Annotated in this window: 13 protein-coding genes and 1 tRNA gene; all 14 read left to right on the forward strand. The window is 66.9% G+C overall.

Features of this window, described 5'->3' with window-relative positions; all coding sequences use genetic code 11:
• On the forward strand, positions 1 to 294 hold a 294-nt coding region (locus tag G408_RS13885; RefSeq protein WP_037412863.1), incomplete at its 5' end, for an EF-Tu C-terminal domain-related protein.
• 105 nt (positions 295 to 399) lie between these two features.
• A tRNA-Trp gene (locus G408_RS0108555) sits at positions 400 to 475 on the forward strand.
• 36 nt (positions 476 to 511) lie between these two features.
• A complete protein-coding gene (gene secE / locus G408_RS0108560; RefSeq protein ID WP_245584293.1) occupies positions 512 to 901 on the forward strand; it encodes a preprotein translocase subunit SecE in 390 nt (129 codons plus the stop codon).
• 2 nt (positions 902 to 903) lie between these two features.
• Positions 904 to 1,464, forward strand: a complete 561-nt coding sequence (nusG, locus tag G408_RS0108565; protein ID WP_028770757.1) for a transcription termination/antitermination protein NusG — start codon at positions 904 to 906, stop codon at positions 1,462 to 1,464.
• Between the two features lie 203 nt (positions 1,465 to 1,667).
• Entirely contained in the window at positions 1,668 to 2,096 is a 429-nt protein-coding gene (gene rplK, locus G408_RS0108570; RefSeq protein ID WP_028770758.1) for a 50S ribosomal protein L11, read from the forward strand.
• 3 nt (positions 2,097 to 2,099) lie between these two features.
• Positions 2,100 to 2,804 (forward strand): 50S ribosomal protein L1, encoded by a 705-nt coding sequence (gene rplA, locus G408_RS0108575; protein WP_028770759.1) that lies wholly within the window; start codon positions 2,100 to 2,102, stop codon positions 2,802 to 2,804.
• Positions 2,805 to 3,133: 329 nt separating this feature from the next.
• A complete protein-coding gene (gene rplJ / locus G408_RS13890; RefSeq protein ID WP_037412864.1) occupies positions 3,134 to 3,631 on the forward strand; it encodes a 50S ribosomal protein L10 in 498 nt (165 codons plus the stop codon).
• 53 nt (positions 3,632 to 3,684) lie between these two features.
• Entirely contained in the window at positions 3,685 to 4,062 is a 378-nt protein-coding gene (gene rplL / locus G408_RS0108585; RefSeq protein ID WP_028770760.1) for a 50S ribosomal protein L7/L12, read from the forward strand.
• A gap of 241 nt (positions 4,063 to 4,303) precedes the next feature.
• Positions 4,304 to 8,491 carry a DNA-directed RNA polymerase subunit beta gene (rpoB, locus tag G408_RS0108590; protein ID WP_028770761.1) on the forward strand — a complete coding sequence of 1,396 codons (4,188 nt, stop codon included), beginning with the start codon at positions 4,304 to 4,306 and terminating at the stop codon, positions 8,489 to 8,491.
• A 25-nt stretch (positions 8,492 to 8,516) separates the two neighbouring features.
• Positions 8,517 to 12,725: a DNA-directed RNA polymerase subunit beta' gene (gene rpoC, locus G408_RS0108595; RefSeq protein WP_028770762.1), complete on the forward strand. Its 4,209-nt coding sequence runs from the start codon at positions 8,517 to 8,519 to the stop codon at positions 12,723 to 12,725.
• Positions 12,726 to 12,908: 183 nt separating this feature from the next.
• On the forward strand, positions 12,909 to 13,283 hold the full coding sequence (rpsL, locus tag G408_RS0108600) for a 30S ribosomal protein S12 (protein ID WP_028770763.1): 375 nt from the start codon (positions 12,909 to 12,911) through the stop codon (positions 13,281 to 13,283).
• Positions 13,284 to 13,315: 32 nt separating this feature from the next.
• On the forward strand, positions 13,316 to 13,783 hold the full coding sequence (gene rpsG, locus G408_RS0108605) for a 30S ribosomal protein S7 (RefSeq protein ID WP_028770764.1): 468 nt from the start codon (positions 13,316 to 13,318) through the stop codon (positions 13,781 to 13,783).
• An 18-nt stretch (positions 13,784 to 13,801) separates the two neighbouring features.
• Positions 13,802 to 15,892 (forward strand): elongation factor G, encoded by a 2,091-nt coding sequence (gene fusA, locus G408_RS0108610; RefSeq protein WP_028770765.1) that lies wholly within the window; start codon positions 13,802 to 13,804, stop codon positions 15,890 to 15,892.
• A gap of 53 nt (positions 15,893 to 15,945) precedes the next feature.
• Positions 15,946 to 16,470 (forward strand): GTP-binding protein (locus G408_RS0108615; RefSeq protein WP_028770740.1); only part of this gene is annotated, 525 nt, incomplete at its 3' end.

Genomic DNA, 16,470 nt, shown 5'->3' on the forward strand with positions numbered 1-16,470 from the left:
ACGATCAAGCCGCACACGACCTTCGAGGCCGAGGTGTACGTGCTGTCGAAGGAGGAGGGCGGTCGCCACACGCCGTTCTTCAAGGGCTACCGTCCGCAGTTCTATTTCCGCACGACCGACGTGACGGGCTCGATCGAGCTTCCGGAGGGCGTGGAGATGGTGATGCCGGGCGACAACATCAAGATGACGGTGACGCTGATCGCCCCGGTGGCGATGGACGAGGGTCTGCGCTTCGCGATCCGCGAGGGCGGCCGCACGGTCGGCGCCGGCGTCGTCGCCAAGATCGTCAAGTAATCGACGCGCGAACCGCGCCTTCCCGGGCGCAGTTCCGCACGGGATGGCGGGCCGGGTCGCGGTCCGCCATCGCCGTTTCGGCAGCAAGCGGCAACAAGACAACGTACGCCAGTAGCTCAACCGGCAGAGCAGCGGTCTCCAAAACCGCAGGTTGGGGGTTCGAGTCCCTCCTGGCGTGCCACCAACGGGGCCGGCCTTCGCGCGGAGGCCGGCCGGGATGCGAATGAACACCAAGGTCGATTCGACGGACGCCGCGGCCAGCCCGCTGGACCTCCTCAAGTACGCGGTGGCTCTCCTGCTGGTCGGCGGCGGCATCGCCGGCTGGTACCTGTTGCCGTGGCCGTCGCCGCTCAAGGTGCTGCTGATGATCGCGGCGGTGGGCGCGGCGCTCGGCGTTGCCGCCTTCACCGCCAAGGGCCGCGAGGTGCGCGAGTTCGCCTCCGAGTCGATGTTCGAGCTGCGCAAGGTGGTCTGGCCCACCACCGAGGAAACCACCCGCACGACCATCGTCATCCTGATCGTGGTGGTGATCGTCAGCCTGATCCTCGCGGGCTTCGACTGGTTGATTTCGCTGGGCGTGCGCGCGCTGCTCGGCGCCGGAGGTTGATGATGAGCAAGCGCTGGTACGTGGTGCACGCCTACTCGGGCTTCGAGAACCAGGTGGCCAAGGCCCTGGAGACCCGCATCGCCCGTTTCGGCATGCAGGACAAGTTCGGCCAGGTGCTGGTCCCGACCGAGGAGGTCGTGGAGATGCGCTCCGGGCAGAAGCGCAAGTCCGAGCGCAAGTTCTTCCCCGGCTACGTGCTGGTGCAGATCGAGACCACCGACGAGAACGGCATCCCGCGCATCGATAACGAGAGCTGGCATCTCATCAAGGAAACCCCGAAGGTCATGGGCTTCATCGGCGGCACCGCCGAGCGCCCGCTGCCGATCAAGGACAGCGAGGCCGAGGCCATCCTCGCCCGGGTGCAGGAGGGCGTGGACAAGCCCAAGCCCAAGGTGCTGTTCGCCCCCGGCGAGCTGGTGCGGGTGATCGACGGGCCGTTCAACGACTTCAACGGCACGGTCGAGGAGGTCAACTACGAACGCAACCGTCTGCGCGTGGCGGTGATGATCTTCGGCCGCTCCACCCCGGTGGAGCTGGAGTTCGGCCAGGTCGAGAAGGCCTGAGGTCTGCCCGGGCATTCCGGGCTCCGCGCCGGCAGGACCGGGTCATGCCCGGGCCTCCGGCGTTTCCCGTTCAGGAAGTTCTTCCCGGCATGGGGTAAGCTCTCAGGCTTCCCTTTGCAGGGCAGCGTGAAGCCAGGGCACGCCAATCCCCCTGGTCCGATGGGGAGGCCGCCTGCGCGGCCGCATGCACCCGGAGAAGAGTCATGGCAAAGAAAGTCGTTGGTTACATCAAGCTGCAGGTGAAGGCCGGCCAGGCCAACCCCTCGCCGCCGGTCGGTCCTGCGCTGGGTCAGCGCGGCCTCAACATCATGGAGTTCTGCAAGGCCTTCAACGCCGCGACCTCCAAGCTGGAGCCGGGCCTGCCGACCCCGGTGATCATCACCGCCTACTCCGACCGCACCTTCACCTTCGTCATCAAGAGCACGCCGGCCTCGGTGCTGCTGAAGAAGGCCGCGGGCATCACTTCGGGCTCGAAGCGCCCCAACACCGACAAGGTGGGCAAGGTCACCCGCGCCCAGCTGGAAGCGATCGCCAAGCAGAAGGAGGCCGACCTGACGGCCGCCTCGCTCGATGCGGCGGTGCGCACGATCGCGGGCTCGGCCCGCTCCATGGGCCTGGTGGTGGAGGGTTAAGCGATGGCGAAGGTCTCGAAGCGTTACAAGGCCCTGCAGGCCCTGGTGGTGCCGGGCAAGCAGTACCCGCTCAACGAAGCGCTGGACATCATCACCAAGAACGCCAAGGCGAAGTTCGTCGAGTCGGTCGACGTGGCCGTCCGCCTCGGCGTGGATGCCAAGAAGTCCGACCAGCAGGTGCGTGGCTCCACCGTGCTCCCCGCCGGCACCGGCAAGACCGTGCGCGTGGCGGTGTTCTGCCCGCCGGGCGCCAAGGCCGACGAGGCGCTCGCCGCCGGCGCCGATGCCGTGGGCATGGATGACCTCGCCGACCGCATGCTCGCCGGCGAGCTGGACTATGGCGTGGTCATCGCCACTCCGGATGCCATGCGCGTGGTCGGCAAGCTGGGCCAGGTGCTCGGCCCGCGCGGCCTGATGCCGAACCCGAAGGTCGGCACGGTGTCGGCCAACCCGGCCGAGGCGGTGAAGAATGCCAAGTCGGGCCAGGTGCGCTACCGCACCGACAAGGCCGGCATCATCCACTGCACCATCGGTAAGGCCAGCTTCTCGCCGGAGGCGCTGTCGCAGAACCTGCACGCGCTGCTCGCCGATCTCGTGAAGGCCAAGCCGGCCACCGCGAAGGGCCAGTACCTGCAGAAGATCTCGCTGAGCTCGACCATGGGCATCGGCGTGACCGTCGACCAGGCCAGCCTCTCGCTCGGCAAGTGATGTTTTCGCCCCCCGTGGCCCGACCGCGGGGGGCATGGTTTAGAAGGCGCCCGCCCCGGCGGGGGCCATCTAAGACCGCAGGTGCGGCAAGCGCGGACCGGCGTCGGGCATCGGATGCACGAAAGGCAGGGAATCGCCGCCGGTTCCAAGCGGGGCCGCTTAATCGAGGCCGCAAGGCCCGTCCTGCGTAGATGGTGCAACCTTCTTCAGGATTTCCTCTGGAGAGGCCACCACGGACGCCGCGAGGCGTCCCGGCGTGCAGGGAAGCCGCCGCCCCAAGGTGCCACCGCCTGCTGGAGCAGGGGTGGAATGAAGTTAGGAGGAGTGCAATGGCTCTCAATCTGTCCCAGAAGCATGAAGTCGTCGCGGAAGTCGCGGCGGTCGCTGCCAAGGCCCACTCCCTGGTCGCCGTCGAGTACGCGGGCGTCACCGTCGAGCAGATGACGGCGATGCGCAAGAAGGCTCGCGAGACCGGTGTCTACCTGAAGGTCGTCAAGAACACGCTGGCTACCCGCGCCGTCGCGGGTACCGAGTTCGAGTGCACCCAGGACCAGCTCACCGGCCCGCTGCTGTACGCGTTCTCGGTCGAGGAGCCCGGTTCCGCCGGGCGCCTGATCAAGGAGTTCGCCAAGGGCAACGACAAGCTGAAGACGAAGGTCGTCTCGATCGGTGGCAAGGCCTACCCGCCGGCCCACCTCGACGTGCTGGCCTCGCTGCCCACCCGCGACCAGGCCCTGTCCATGTTCCTCAGCACGCTCGTCGAGCCGGCCACCCGCGTGGCCCGCGCGCTCAAGGCGATCGCCGAGAAGCAGGAAGCCGCGGCCTGACCGCAGAGCGCAACCGACTGCATCAATCAAGAACCATCCAGAGGTATCGAGAAATGTCCCTTTCCAACGATCAGATCATCGAAGCGATCGCCACCAAGTCCCTGATGGAGATCATGGATCTCGTCAAGGCGATGGAAGAGAAGTTCGGCGTCTCCGCCGCCGCCCCGGTGGTGATGGCTGCCGGTCCGGCCGCCGCCGCCGCCGCTCCGGCCGAGGAGCAGACCGAGTTCACCGTGGTGCTGAAGGCCGCCGGCGACAAGAAGGTCGAGGTCATCAAGGCCGTCCGTGCCATCACCGGCCTCGGCCTCAAGGAGGCCAAGGACCTCGTCGAGGGCGCTCCGCAGAACGTCAAGGAAGGCGTGTCGAAGGACGATGCGGCCAAGTTCAAGAAGGAACTGGAAGCCGCCGGCGCCACCGTCGAGCTCAAGTAAGCCGCACTTGGGTCGCCGACACACCGCCGGCGACACCACCGAGGCTGGGGGCGAAAGCCCCCGGCCTTTGGCCGTTTCAGGGTGCCTGCATCCGCGAAGCGGTCCGATCCACCCGCAGCACCCGCTCCACGCAACGAGTGGGCAGTGAGAAGCAGCAGCAGAGGGCGTGCTGGTGCCGGCAATACCAGCGGCTTCCCACTGGCCACTTGACCCCCACAGCTCAGCGAGCCTGAAGGTCCCCATGACGTACTCGTTCACCGAAAAGAAGCGCATCCGCAAGGATTTCGGCAAGCGCCGCGCCGTCCTCGACGTGCCCTACCTGCTTGCGATCCAGATGGATTCCTACCGTGAGTTCCTGCAGGAGGGCGTGCCCGCCGGCCAGCGCGCCGACCAGGGACTGCACGCCGCCCTGAAGTCGGTCTTCCCGATCACCAGCTATTCGGGCAATGCCGCCCTCGAGTACGTCAGCTACCGCCTCGGCGAGCCGCCGTTCGACGTTCGTGAGTGCCACAACCGCGGCCTCACTTACGGCGCGCCCCTGCGCGTCACCGTACGCCTGGTGATCTACGACAAGGAGTCGAGCACCAAGGCAGTGAAGTACGTGAAGGAGCAGGAGGTCTACATGGGCGAGATGCCCCTGATGACCGAGAACGGCACCTTCATCGTCAACGGTACCGAGCGCGTCATCGTCTCGCAGCTGCACCGCAGCCCGGGCGTGTTCTTCGACCATGACCGCGGCAAGACCCACAGCTCGGGCAAGCTGCTCTACAGCGCCCGCATCATCCCCTACCGCGGCTCCTGGCTGGACTTCGAGTTCGACCCGAAGGACATCGTCTATGCCCGCATCGACCGCCGCCGCAAGCTGCCGGTGACGGTGCTGCTGCGCGCGCTGGGCTACAGCAACGAGGAGATGCTGCAGCAGTTCTTCGAGATCAACACCTTCACCCTGCTGCCGAAGGAGGGTGCCGAGCTCTCGCTGGTGGCCGAGCGCCTGAAGGGCGAGACCCTGAACTTCGACCTCGTGGCCAACGGCAAGGTGCTGGTCGAGGCCGGCAAGCGCATCACCGCGCGCCACGTGCGTGATCTCGAGCGCGAGAAGATCGCCACCCTCGAGGTGCCCGACGACTACCTCGTCGGCCGCATCCTCGCCCAGGACCTCGCCGATCCCAAGACCGGCGAGCTGATCGCCGCCGCCAATGACGAGATCGACGACGCCCTGCTGGCCAGGCTGCGCAAGGCCGGCGTCTCGAGCTTCGGCACCCTGTGGGTGAACGACCTCGACCGCGGCCCGTACATCTCCAACACCCTGCGCACCGATCCCACCCGCACCCAGCTGGAGGCGCTGGTCGAGATCTACCGCATGATGCGCCCGGGCGAGCCGCCCACCAAGGACGCCGCGCAGAACCTGTTCCACAACCTGTTCTTCACCTTCGAGCGCTACGACCTTTCGGCGGTCGGCCGCATGAAGTTCAACCGCCGCGTCGGCCGCAAGGAAGTCACCGGCGAGCCGGTGCTGTACGACGCCAAGTACTTCTCGCAGCAGAACACCGACGAGGCGAAGCGCCTGCTCGCCGCCAACGGCGACACCTCTGACATCCTCGACGTCATCCGCACCCTGTGCGAGATCCGCAACGGCCGTGGCGTGGTCGACGACATCGACCACCTCGGCAACCGCCGCGTGCGTTCGGTGGGCGAGATGGCCGAGAACGTGTTCCGCGTCGGTCTGGTGCGCGTCGAGCGCGCCGTGAAGGAGCGCCTGTCGCTGGCCGAATCGGAAGGCCTCACCCCGCAGGAGCTGATCAACGCCAAGCCGGTGGCCGCCGCGATCAAGGAGTTCTTCGGCTCCTCGCAGCTCAGCCAGTTCATGGACCAGAACAACCCGCTCTCCGAGGTGACGCACAAGCGCCGCGTCTCGGCGCTCGGCCCGGGCGGCCTGACCCGCGAGCGCGCCGGCTTCGAGGTGCGCGACGTGCACCCGACCCACTACGGCCGCGTCTGCACCATCGAGACGCCGGAAGGTCCGAACATCGGTCTGATCAACTCGCTGGCCGTGTACGCCCGCACCAACAAGTACGGCTTCCTCGAGACCCCGTACCGCAAGGTGGTGAACGGCCGCGTCACCGACGAGGTCGAGTTCCTCTCGGCGATCGAGGAGAACGAGTACACCATCGCCCAGGCGAACGCCGAGATCGACGAGCAGGGCCGCTTCACCGCCGAGTTCGTCACCTGCCGCCAGCAGGGCGAGGCGCTGCTCAAGCCGCCGTCCGAGATTCACTACATGGACGTCTCGCCGATGCAGTCGGTGTCGGTGGCTGCCGCGCTCGTGCCCTTCCTCGAGCATGACGACGCCAACCGCGCGCTGATGGGCGCCAACATGCAGCGCCAGGCCGTCCCCACCCTGCGCGCCCAGAAGCCGCTGGTCGGTACCGGCATCGAGCGTGCCGTGGCCCGTGACTCCGGCGTCACCGTGAACGCCCGCCGCGGCGGCGTGGTCGACCAGGTCGATGCCGGCCGCATCGTGGTGCGGGTGAACGAGGACGAGGTGGGCGCCAACGACGCCGGCGTCGACATCTACACCCTCATCAAGTACCAGCGCTCCAACCAGAACACCTGCATCAACCAGCGTCCGCTGGTGAAGGTGGGCGACCGCGTGGCCCGCGGCGACGTGCTGGCCGACGGCCCCTCGACCGACATCGGCGAGCTCGCGCTCGGCCAGAACATGCTGGTCGCGTTCATGCCGTGGAACGGCTACAACTTCGAGGACTCGATCCTGCTCTCCGAGCGCGTGGTCGAGCAGGACCGCTACACCACGATCCACATCGAGGAGCTGACCTGCGTGGCCCGCGACACCAAGCTGGGCCCGGAGGAGATCACCGCCGACATTCCGAACGTCTCCGAGCAGGCGCTCTCGCGCCTCGACGAGTCGGGCGTGGTGTACATCGGCGCCGAGGTCCGCGCCGGCGACATCCTGGTCGGCAAGGTCACGCCGAAGGGCGAGAGCCAGCTCACCCCCGAGGAGAAGCTGCTGCGCGCCATCTTCGGCGAGAAGGCCTCCGACGTGAAGGACAGCTCGCTGCGCGTGCCCCCGGGCATGGACGGCACCGTGATCGACGTGCAGGTCTTCACCCGCGACGGCATCGAGAAGGACAAGCGCGCCAAGCAGATCGAGGATTCCGAGATCAAGCGCGTCAAGAAGGACTTCGACGACCAGTTCCGCATCCTCGAAGGTGCGATCTTCGCCCGCCTGCGCTCGCAGCTGGTCGGCCGCATGGCCAACGGCGGCCCGAATGGCCTGAAGAAGGCCGAGGTCACCGCGGCCTACCTCGACAGCCTGAAGAAGGACGACTGGTTCTCGCTGCGCATGAAGGACGATGACGCCGCCGAGGCCATCGAGAACGCGCAGAAGCAGATCGAGGCCCACAAGGCCGAGTTCGAGAAGCGCTTCCAGGACAAGCGCGGCAAGATCACCCAGGGCGACGACCTCGCTCCGGGCGTGCTGAAGATGGTGAAGGTCTACCTCGCCGTGAAGCGCCGCATCCAGCCGGGCGACAAGATGGCCGGCCGCCACGGCAACAAGGGCGTGGTGTCGACCATCGTCCCGGTCGAGGACATGCCGCACATGGCCGACGGCCGCACCGTCGACATCGTGCTGAACCCGCTCGGCGTGCCGAGCCGCATGAACATCGGCCAGATCCTCGAGACCCACCTCGGCTTCGCCGCCAAGGGCCTCGGTGAGCGCATCCAGAAGATGCTGGAGGCGCAGGCCAAGGTGGCCGAGCTGCGCGAGTTCCTCGACAAGATCTACAACCACGACCGCAAGATCACCGGCAATACCCGCGTCGATCTCTCGCAGTTCAACGACGAGGAGCTGCTGAACCTCGCCAGGAACCTCACCGACGGCGTGCCGATGGCCACCCCGGTGTTCGACGGCGCGGCCGAGTCGGAGATCAAGGCCATGCTGGAGCTGGCCTATCCCTCCGACGACCCGCACACCCAGCTGCTCGGCATGAGCGACAGCAAGACCCAGGTCACGCTGTACGACGGCCGCACCGGCGAGCCGTTCGACCGCAAGGTGACGGTGGGCTACATGCACATGCTGAAGCTCAACCACCTGGTCGACGACAAGATGCACGCCCGCTCCACCGGTCCGTACTCGCTCGTCACCCAGCAGCCGCTGGGCGGCAAGGCGCAGTTCGGCGGCCAGCGTTTCGGCGAGATGGAGGTGTGGGCGCTCGAGGCCTACGGCGCCGCCTACACGCTGCAGGAGATGCTCACCGTCAAGTCCGACGACGTGCAGGGCCGCAACCAGATGTACAAGAACGTCGTCGACGGCAACCACGAGATGGTGGCCGGCATGCCGGAGTCGTTCAACGTGCTGGTGAAGGAAATCCGTTCGCTCGGCATCAACATCGAGCTCGAAGGGCAGTGATCGCGCGCCACTGGAGAATCAAGCCATGAAAGATTTGCTCAACCTGTTCAACCAGCAGCGCCCGACCCTCGAGTTCGACTCGATCAAGATCGGCCTGGCGTCCCCCGACCTGATCCGCTCGTGGAGCTACGGCGAGGTCAAGAAGCCGGAGACCATCAACTACCGCACCTTCAAGCCGGAGCGTGATGGCCTGTTCTGCTCGGCCATCTTCGGCCCGATCAAGGACTACGAGTGCCTGTGCGGCAAGTACAAGCGCATGAAGCACCGTGGCGTGGTCTGCGAGAAGTGCGGCACCGAGGTGACGCTGGCCAAGGTGCGCCGCGAGCGCATGGGCCACATCGAGCTCGCCTCGCCGGTGGCCCACATCTGGTTCCTGAAGTCGCTGCCCTCGCGCATCGGCCTGATGCTCGACATGACCCTGCGCGACATCGAGCGGATCCTCTACTTCGAGGCCTTCGTCGTCACCGAGCCGGGTCTGACCCCGCTCGAGCGCGGCATGCTGATGAACGAAGAGCAGCTGATGCAGGCGCGCCAGGAGCATGGTGACGACTTCGAGGCCCTGATGGGCGCGGAGGCGATCCATGAGCTGCTGCGCACCATCGACCTGCAGGCCGAACTGCTGAAGCTCAAGGAGGAGATCGCCGGCACCAATTCCGAGACCAAGCTCAAGCGCCTCACCAAGCGCATCAAGCTGGTCGAGGCCTTCATCGACTCCGGCAACCGCCCGGAGTGGATGGTGATGACCGTGCTGCCGGTGCTGCCGCCCGACCTGCGCCCGCTGGTGCCGCTGGACGGCGGCCGCTTCGCCACCTCCGACCTCAACGACCTGTACCGCCGCGTCATCAACCGCAACAACCGCCTGAAGCGCCTGCTCGAGCTCAACGCGCCCGACATCATCGTGCGCAACGAGAAGCGCATGCTTCAGGAGTCGGTGGACGCGCTGATGGACAACGGCCGCCGCGGCCGCGCCATCACCGGCACCAACAAGCGCCCGCTGAAGTCGCTGGCCGACATGATCAAGGGCAAGCAGGGCCGTTTCCGCCAGAACCTGCTCGGCAAGCGCGTGGACTACTCGGGCCGCTCGGTCATCGTGGTCGGTCCGACCCTGCGCCTGCACGAGTGCGGCCTGCCGAAGAAGATGGCGCTCGAGCTGTTCAAGCCCTTCATCTTCTCCAAGCTCCAGCGCCGCGGCCTTGCCACCACCATCAAGGCGGCCAAGAAGCTCGTCGAGCGTGAGGAGGCCGTGGTGTGGGACATCCTCGAGGAGGTGATCCGCGAGCACCCGGTGCTGCTGAACCGCGCCCCGACCCTGCACCGACTCGGCATCCAGGCCTTCGAGCCGGTGCTGATCGAGGGCAAGGCGATCCAGCTGCATCCGCTGGTCTGCACCGCCTTCAACGCCGACTTCGACGGCGACCAGATGGCCGTCCACGTGCCGCTCTCGCTGGAAGCCCAGCTGGAGGCGCGCGCGCTGATGATGTCGACCAACAACATCCTCTCGCCGGCGAACGGCGAGCCGATCATCGTCCCGACGCAGGACGTGGTGCTCGGCCTGTACTACATGACCCGCGCCCTCGAGAACAAGAAGGGCGAGGGCATGGTGTTCGCCAACGTGGCGGAGGTGCGCCGCGCCTATGACAACCGCACCGTCGAGCTGCACGCCAAGGTCAAGGTGCGCATCGTCGAGACCACCACCGACGAGGCCGGCAACCCCGTGCGCAAGTCGGTGATCCACGACACCACCGTGGGCCGCGCTCTGCTGGCCGAGATCCTGCCCGAGGGGCTGCCGTTCTCGCTGGTCAACCTCGAGCTGACCAAGAAGAACATCTCGCGCCTGATCAACGCCTGCTACCGCCAGCTCGGCCTGAAGCACACCGTGGTGTTCGCCGACAAGCTGATGTACACCGGCTTCTACAACGCCACCCGCGCCGGCGTGTCGGTGGGCATCGACGACATGACCATCCCGGCCGAGAAGAAGGAGATCCTCGCCAAGGCCGAGGCCGAGGTGCTGGAGATCCAGAACCAGTACCAGTCGGGCCTGGTCACCTCGGGCGAGCGCTACAACAAGGTGGTCGACATCTGGTCGCGCACCAACGAGCAGATCGCCAAGGCGATGATGGACACCATCGGCACCGACAAGGTGAGGAACGCCAAGGGCGAGCTCGTCGAGCAAAAGTCGATGAACTCGATCTACATCATGGCCGACTCGGGCGCGCGTGGTTCGCAGGCCCAGATCCGCCAGCTCGCCGGCATGCGCGGCCTGATGGCCAAGCCGGACGGCTCGATCATCGAGACGCCGATCACCGCGAACTTCCGCGAGGGCCTCAACGTCCTGCAGTACTTCATCTCGACCCACGGCGCCCGCAAGGGCCTCGCGGACACCGCGCTGAAGACCGCGAACTCCGGCTACCTCACCCGCCGCCTGGTGGACGTGGCCCAGGACGTGGTGGTCACCGAGGTCGACTGCGGCACCACCAATGGCCTGACCATGGCCTCGATCGTGGAAGGCAGCGACGTGGTCGAGCCGCTGCGCGACCGCGTGCTCGGCCGCGTGGTGGCCGAGGACGTGTTCCTGCCCGGCAACGACGAGGAGCCGATCGTCACCCGCAACACCCTGCTCGACGAGAAGTGGGTGGAGAAGCTCGACGCCGCCGGCGTGCAGAGCATCAAGGTGCGTTCGGCCATCACCTGCGAGACCGGTTTCGGCATCTGCGCCATGTGCTATGGCCGCGACCTGGCCCGCGGCCACCTCGTCAACATCGGCGAGGCGGTGGGCGTGATCGCCGCCCAGTCGATCGGCGAGCCCGGCACGCAGCTGACGATGCGTACCTTCCACATCGGTGGCGCCGCCTCGCGTGCCGCCGCGGTGGACAACATCACGGTCAAGACCACCGGCACCATCAAGTTCGCCCACCTGAAGACCGTGGAGCATGCCGCCGGCCATCTGGTGGCGGTCTCGCGTTCCGGCGAGCTGTCGGTGCTCGACCCGCTGGGCCGCGAGCGCGAACGCCACAAGCTGCCTTACGGCGCCACCATCAATGGCAAGGACGGCGATCCGATCAAGGCCGGCCAGACCGTGGCCACCTGGGATCCGCACAACCATCCGATCGTCTCGGAAGTGAAGGGCTTCGTGCGCTTCGTCGACTTCGTCGAGGGCGTCACCGCCATCGAGAAGGTGGACGAGCTCACCGGTCTGGCCTCGATCGAGATCACCGACCCGAAGCGCCGTGGCCAGGCCGGCAAGGACCTGCGTCCGATGGTCCGCATCGTCGACGCCAAGGGCAAGGACCTGGTCATCCCGGGCACCGACCTGCCGGCCCAGTACCTGCTGCCGCCGCGCGCGGTGGTGACGGTGCAGAACGGCGCCGAAGTGGGCGTGGGCGACGTGGTGGCCAAGATCCCGCAGGAAGCCTCCAAGACCCGCGACATCACCGGTGGTCTGCCGCGCGTGGCCGACCTGTTCGAGGCGCGCAAGCCCAAGGACCAGGCCATCCTCGCCGAGGTCTCGGGCATCGTCAGCTTCGGCAAGGACACCAAGGGCAAGCAGCGCCTCATCATCAAGGACGCCGAGGGCAACGAGCACGAGGAGCTGATCCCGAAGTACCGCCAGATCGTCGTGTTCGAAGGCGAGCACGTCGAGAAGGGCGAGGAGGTCGTGGCCGGCGAGCCCAATCCGCAGGACATCCTGCGCCTGAAGGGGGTGGAGGCGCTCGCCGCCTACCTCGTGAAGGAGATCCAGGACGTCTACCGCCTGCAGGGCGTGAAGATCAACGACAAGCACATCGAGACCATCCTCCGGCAGATGCTGCGCAAGGTCGAGATCACCGATGCCGGCGACACCCGCTTCCTCGCCGGCGAGCAGGTGGACCGCGTCCGCTTCATGGAGGAGAACGCCCGCGCCCTGGCCCGGAACGAACTCCCGGCCAAGGGCGAGCCGGTGCTGCTCGGCATCACCAAGGCCTCGCTGGCCACCGAGAGCTTCATCTCGGCGGCCTCCTTCCAGGAGACCACCCGCGTCCTCACCGAGGCGGCGGTCCGGGGCACCCGCGATACCTTGCGGGGCCTGAAGGAGAACGTTATCGTCGGCCGCCTGATCCCCGCCGGAACCGGCCTGGCCTACCATGCCAAGCGCCGCGCCGCGGGTGCCGGCGAGCTCAGCGAGGCCGACCTCGAGGCGTTCCGCGCCATCACCCAGCCCCTTGAGGCCGGGGCGGAGGCGGGGGGCGAGGAGTAAGCCGGCCTTCCCGGCCCCAGAACTGAACCGCAGGGAAGCGGTTCCCGTCCGCCCCGGGAGCGGGGCGGCCTTGCAGGCCCTGCCGCCGTTGACGGGGCTTGTCAAGGCGGACTACAATCCCGAGTCTCGGCAGGTCGGGTTCGTCTCGGCCTGCCTTTCGTTTTCATCGACAGGTCCCGAAGAATGGCGACGATCAACCAGCTGGTCCGCAAGCCGCGCCGGCCCAACACCTACAAGAGCGCCTCCCCGGCGCTGGCCAACTGCCCGCAGCGCCGTGGCGTGTGCACCCGCGTGTACACCACCACGCCGAAGAAGCCGAACTCCGCGCTCCGCAAGGTCGCGAAGGTCCGCCTGACCAACGGCTTCGAGGTCATTTCCTACATCGGCGGCGAGGGCCACAACCTGCAGGAGCACTCGGTGGTCCTGATCCGTGGCGGTCGTGTGAAGGACCTGCCGGGCGTCCGTTACCACACCGTCCGCGGCTCGCTCGACGCCTCGGGCGTCACCAAGCGCCGCCAGGGCCGTTCCAAGTACGGCGCCAAGCGTCCGAAGCAGTGACGCGCGTCCCCCATTCCAGGTAGGCAAGCCCCATGTCCCGTAAAGGTCAGACCCCCGTCCGCACGGTCACCGCGGATCCCAAGCACGGCAGCGAGATGGTCGCCCGCTTCATCAACATGGTGATGAAGAACGGCAAGAAGTCGATCGCCGAGCAGATCGTCTATGGCGCGATGGATGTCATCGGCCAGAAGAACCCCGACCCGCTGGCGCTGGTCGAGAAGGCGCTCGCCAACGTCGCCCCGATGGTCGAGGTGAAGTCCCGCCGCGTCGGCGGCGCCACCTACCAGGTGCCGGTCGAGGTGCGTTCCAGCCGCCGCATGGCGCTGGCCATGCGCTGGGTGATCGAGTCCTCGCGCAAGCGCGGCGAGAACTCGATGCCGCGCAAGCTGGCCGCCGAGCTGCTGGATGCCTCGGAAAACCGCGGCGGCGCGGTCAAGAAGCGCGAAGAGACGCACCGCATGGCGGAGGCCAACAAGGCCTTCTCGCACTACCGCTGGTAAAGCACAAGGGTTACTGACGTGGCACGCACCACACCGATCGAACGCTACCGCAACTTCGGCATCATGGCCCACATCGATGCCGGCAAGACGACGACCACCGAACGCATCCTGTTCTACACCGGCGTCAATCACAAGATCGGCGAGGTGCACGACGGCGCCGCGACGATGGACTGGATGGAGCAGGAGCAGGAGCGCGGCATCACCATCACCTCGGCCGCCACCACCTGCTTCTGGAAGGGCATGGACAAGTCCTTCCCGGAGCACCGCTTCAACATCATCGACACCCCGGGCCACGTCGACTTCACCATCGAGGTGGAGCGCAGTCTGCGCGTGCTCGACGGTGCGGTGTTCGTGCTCTGCGCCGTGGGCGGCGTGCAGCCGCAGTCCGAGACGGTGTGGCGCCAGGCCAACAAGTACAACGTGCCGCGCCTTGCCTTCGTCAACAAGATGGACCGCACCGGCGCCAACTTCAAGAAGGTCATCGAGCAGCTGCGCACCCGCCTCGGCGCCTATCCGGTGCCGATGCAGGTCGCGATCGGCGCCGAGGAGAACTTCGAGGGCGTGGTCGACCTGCTGAAGATGAAGGCCATCGTCTGGGACATGGCCACCAACGGCAATACCTTCAGCTACGCTGACATCCCGGCGCACCTGGCCGACGAGTGCAAGGCCGCCCGTGCCTTCATGGTCGAGGCCGCCGCCGAGGCCAGCGAAGAGCTGATGAACAAGTACCTCGAGGAAGGCGAGCTCTCCGAGGAGGAGATCATCGCCGGCATCCGCGAGCGCACCCTGCGCTGCGAGGTCATCCCGGCCTTCTGCGGCACCGCCTTCAAGAACAAGGGCGTGCAGGCCGTGCTCGACGCGGTGATCCGCTACCTGCCGGCCCCGTCCGACCGCCCGCCGGTCCGCGGCGAGGACGAGAACGGCAACGAGGCCTTCCGCAAGGCGGGCGATTCCGAGCCCTTCTCGGCGCTGGCCTTCAAGATCATGACCGACCCCTTCGTCGGCGCGCTCACCTTCTTCCGCGTCTACTCCGGTACCCTGAGCAGCGGCGACCAGGTCTACAACTCGGTCAAGGGCAAGAAGGAGCGCATCGGCCGCATCCTGCAGATGCACGCCAACCAGCGCGAGGAGATCAAGGAAGTGCTGGCCGGCGACATCGCCGCCGCCGTGGGCCTGAAGGACGTCACCACCGGTGACACCCTCTGCTCGCAGGACCACATCATCACCCTCGAGCGCATGGTCTTCCCGGAGCCCGTCATCTCGATGGCGGTCGAGCCGAAGACCAAGGGCGACCAGGAGAAGATGGGCATCGCCCTGGGCCGCCTGGCCCAGGAAGACCCCTCCTTCCGCGTGCGCACCGACGAGGAGTCGGGCCAGACGATCATCTCGGGCATGGGCGAACTGCACCTCGAGATCATCGTCGACCGCATGAAGCGCGAGTTCAACGTCGAGGCCAACGTCGGCAAGCCGCAGGTGGCCTACCGCGAGGCGATCCGCAAGCCGGTGCGCCAGGAAGGCAAGTTCGTGCGCCAGTCGGGCGGCCGCGGCCAGTACGGCCACATCGTCATCGAGATGGAGCCGCTGGAGCGTGGCGCCGGCTTCGTCTACGAGAACGCCATCGTCGGCGGCGTGGTGCCCAAGGAATACGTGGCGGCCGCCGGCAAGGGCATCGAGGAGGCCATGAAGAACGGCGTGCTCGCCGGCTTCCCGGTGGTCGATGTGAAGATCCGCGCCGTGGACGGCTCGTTCCATGACGTCGACTCGAACGAAATGGCCTTCAAGGTGGCCGGCTCGATGGCCTTCAAGGAAGGCTTCCAGAAGGCCAATCCGGTCCTGCTCGAGCCGATCATGAAGGTCGAGATCGTCACCCCCGAGGACTACCTCGGCGACGTGATGGGCGACGTGAGCCGCCGCCGCGGCATCCTGCAGGGCAGCGACGACTCGCCGGCCGGCAAGGTCATCAACGCGATGGTGCCGCTGGGCGAGATGTTCGGCTACGCCACCACCCTGCGGTCGATGACCCAGGGCCGCGCGACCTACACGATGGAATTCGACCATTACGCCGAGGCCCCGGCGAACATCGCCGAAGCGGTCATCAAGAAGGCCTGATCCGGGGAACCGGCTGGCGAACCAAGCATCAAGTCATCACAAGGTAGACAACCATGGCAAAGGGCAAGTTCGAGCGCACCAAGCCTCACGTGAACGTGGGCACGATCGGTCACGTTGACCACGGCAAGACGACGCTGACGGCGGCGCTGACGAAGGTTGGCGCGGAGCGTTTCGGTGGCGAGTTCAAGGCGTACGACCAGATCGACGCGGCGCCGGAGGAGAAGGCTCGCGGCATCACGATCTCGACGGCGCACGTGGAGTACGAGAGCCCGACCCGTCACTATGCGCACGTGGACTGCCCGGGCCACGCCGACTACGTGAAGAACATGATCACGGGTGCGGCGCAGATGGACGGTGCGATCCTGGTGGTGTCGGCGGCGGACGGCCCGATGCCGCAGACGCGCGAGCACATCCTGCTGTCGCGCCAGGTGGGCGTGCCGTACATCGTGGTGTTCCTGAACAAGGCGGACATGGTGGACGACGCGGAGCTGCTGGACCTGGTGGAGATGGAGGTCCGCGAGCTGCTGTCGAAGTACGACTTCCCGGGCGACGAGACGCCGATCATCAAGGGTTCGGCG

Source organism: Silanimonas lenta DSM 16282, assembly GCF_000429065.1.
Lineage (GTDB): Bacteria > Pseudomonadota > Gammaproteobacteria > Xanthomonadales > Xanthomonadaceae > Silanimonas > Silanimonas lenta.

What these genes read in the sequence shown, in the direction of transcription:
- rplJ (WP_037412864.1), top strand. Translation starts at nt 3,134, where the DNA reads ATGGCTCTCAATCTGTCCCAGAAGCATGAAGTCGTCGCGGAAGTCGCG.
- rpsL (WP_028770763.1), top strand. Translation starts at nt 12,909, where the DNA reads ATGGCGACGATCAACCAGCTGGTCCGCAAGCCGCGCCGGCCCAACACC.
- rpoC (WP_028770762.1), top strand. Translation starts at nt 8,517, where the DNA reads ATGAAAGATTTGCTCAACCTGTTCAACCAGCAGCGCCCGACCCTCGAG.
- rpoB (WP_028770761.1), top strand. Translation starts at nt 4,304, where the DNA reads ATGACGTACTCGTTCACCGAAAAGAAGCGCATCCGCAAGGATTTCGGC.
- rplA (WP_028770759.1), top strand. Translation starts at nt 2,100, where the DNA reads ATGGCGAAGGTCTCGAAGCGTTACAAGGCCCTGCAGGCCCTGGTGGTG.
- secE (WP_245584293.1), top strand. Translation starts at nt 512, where the DNA reads ATGCGAATGAACACCAAGGTCGATTCGACGGACGCCGCGGCCAGCCCG.
- rplK (WP_028770758.1), top strand. Translation starts at nt 1,668, where the DNA reads ATGGCAAAGAAAGTCGTTGGTTACATCAAGCTGCAGGTGAAGGCCGGC.
- nusG (WP_028770757.1), top strand. Translation starts at nt 904, where the DNA reads ATGAGCAAGCGCTGGTACGTGGTGCACGCCTACTCGGGCTTCGAGAAC.
- rplL (WP_028770760.1), top strand. Translation starts at nt 3,685, where the DNA reads ATGTCCCTTTCCAACGATCAGATCATCGAAGCGATCGCCACCAAGTCC.
- rpsG (WP_028770764.1), top strand. Translation starts at nt 13,316, where the DNA reads ATGTCCCGTAAAGGTCAGACCCCCGTCCGCACGGTCACCGCGGATCCC.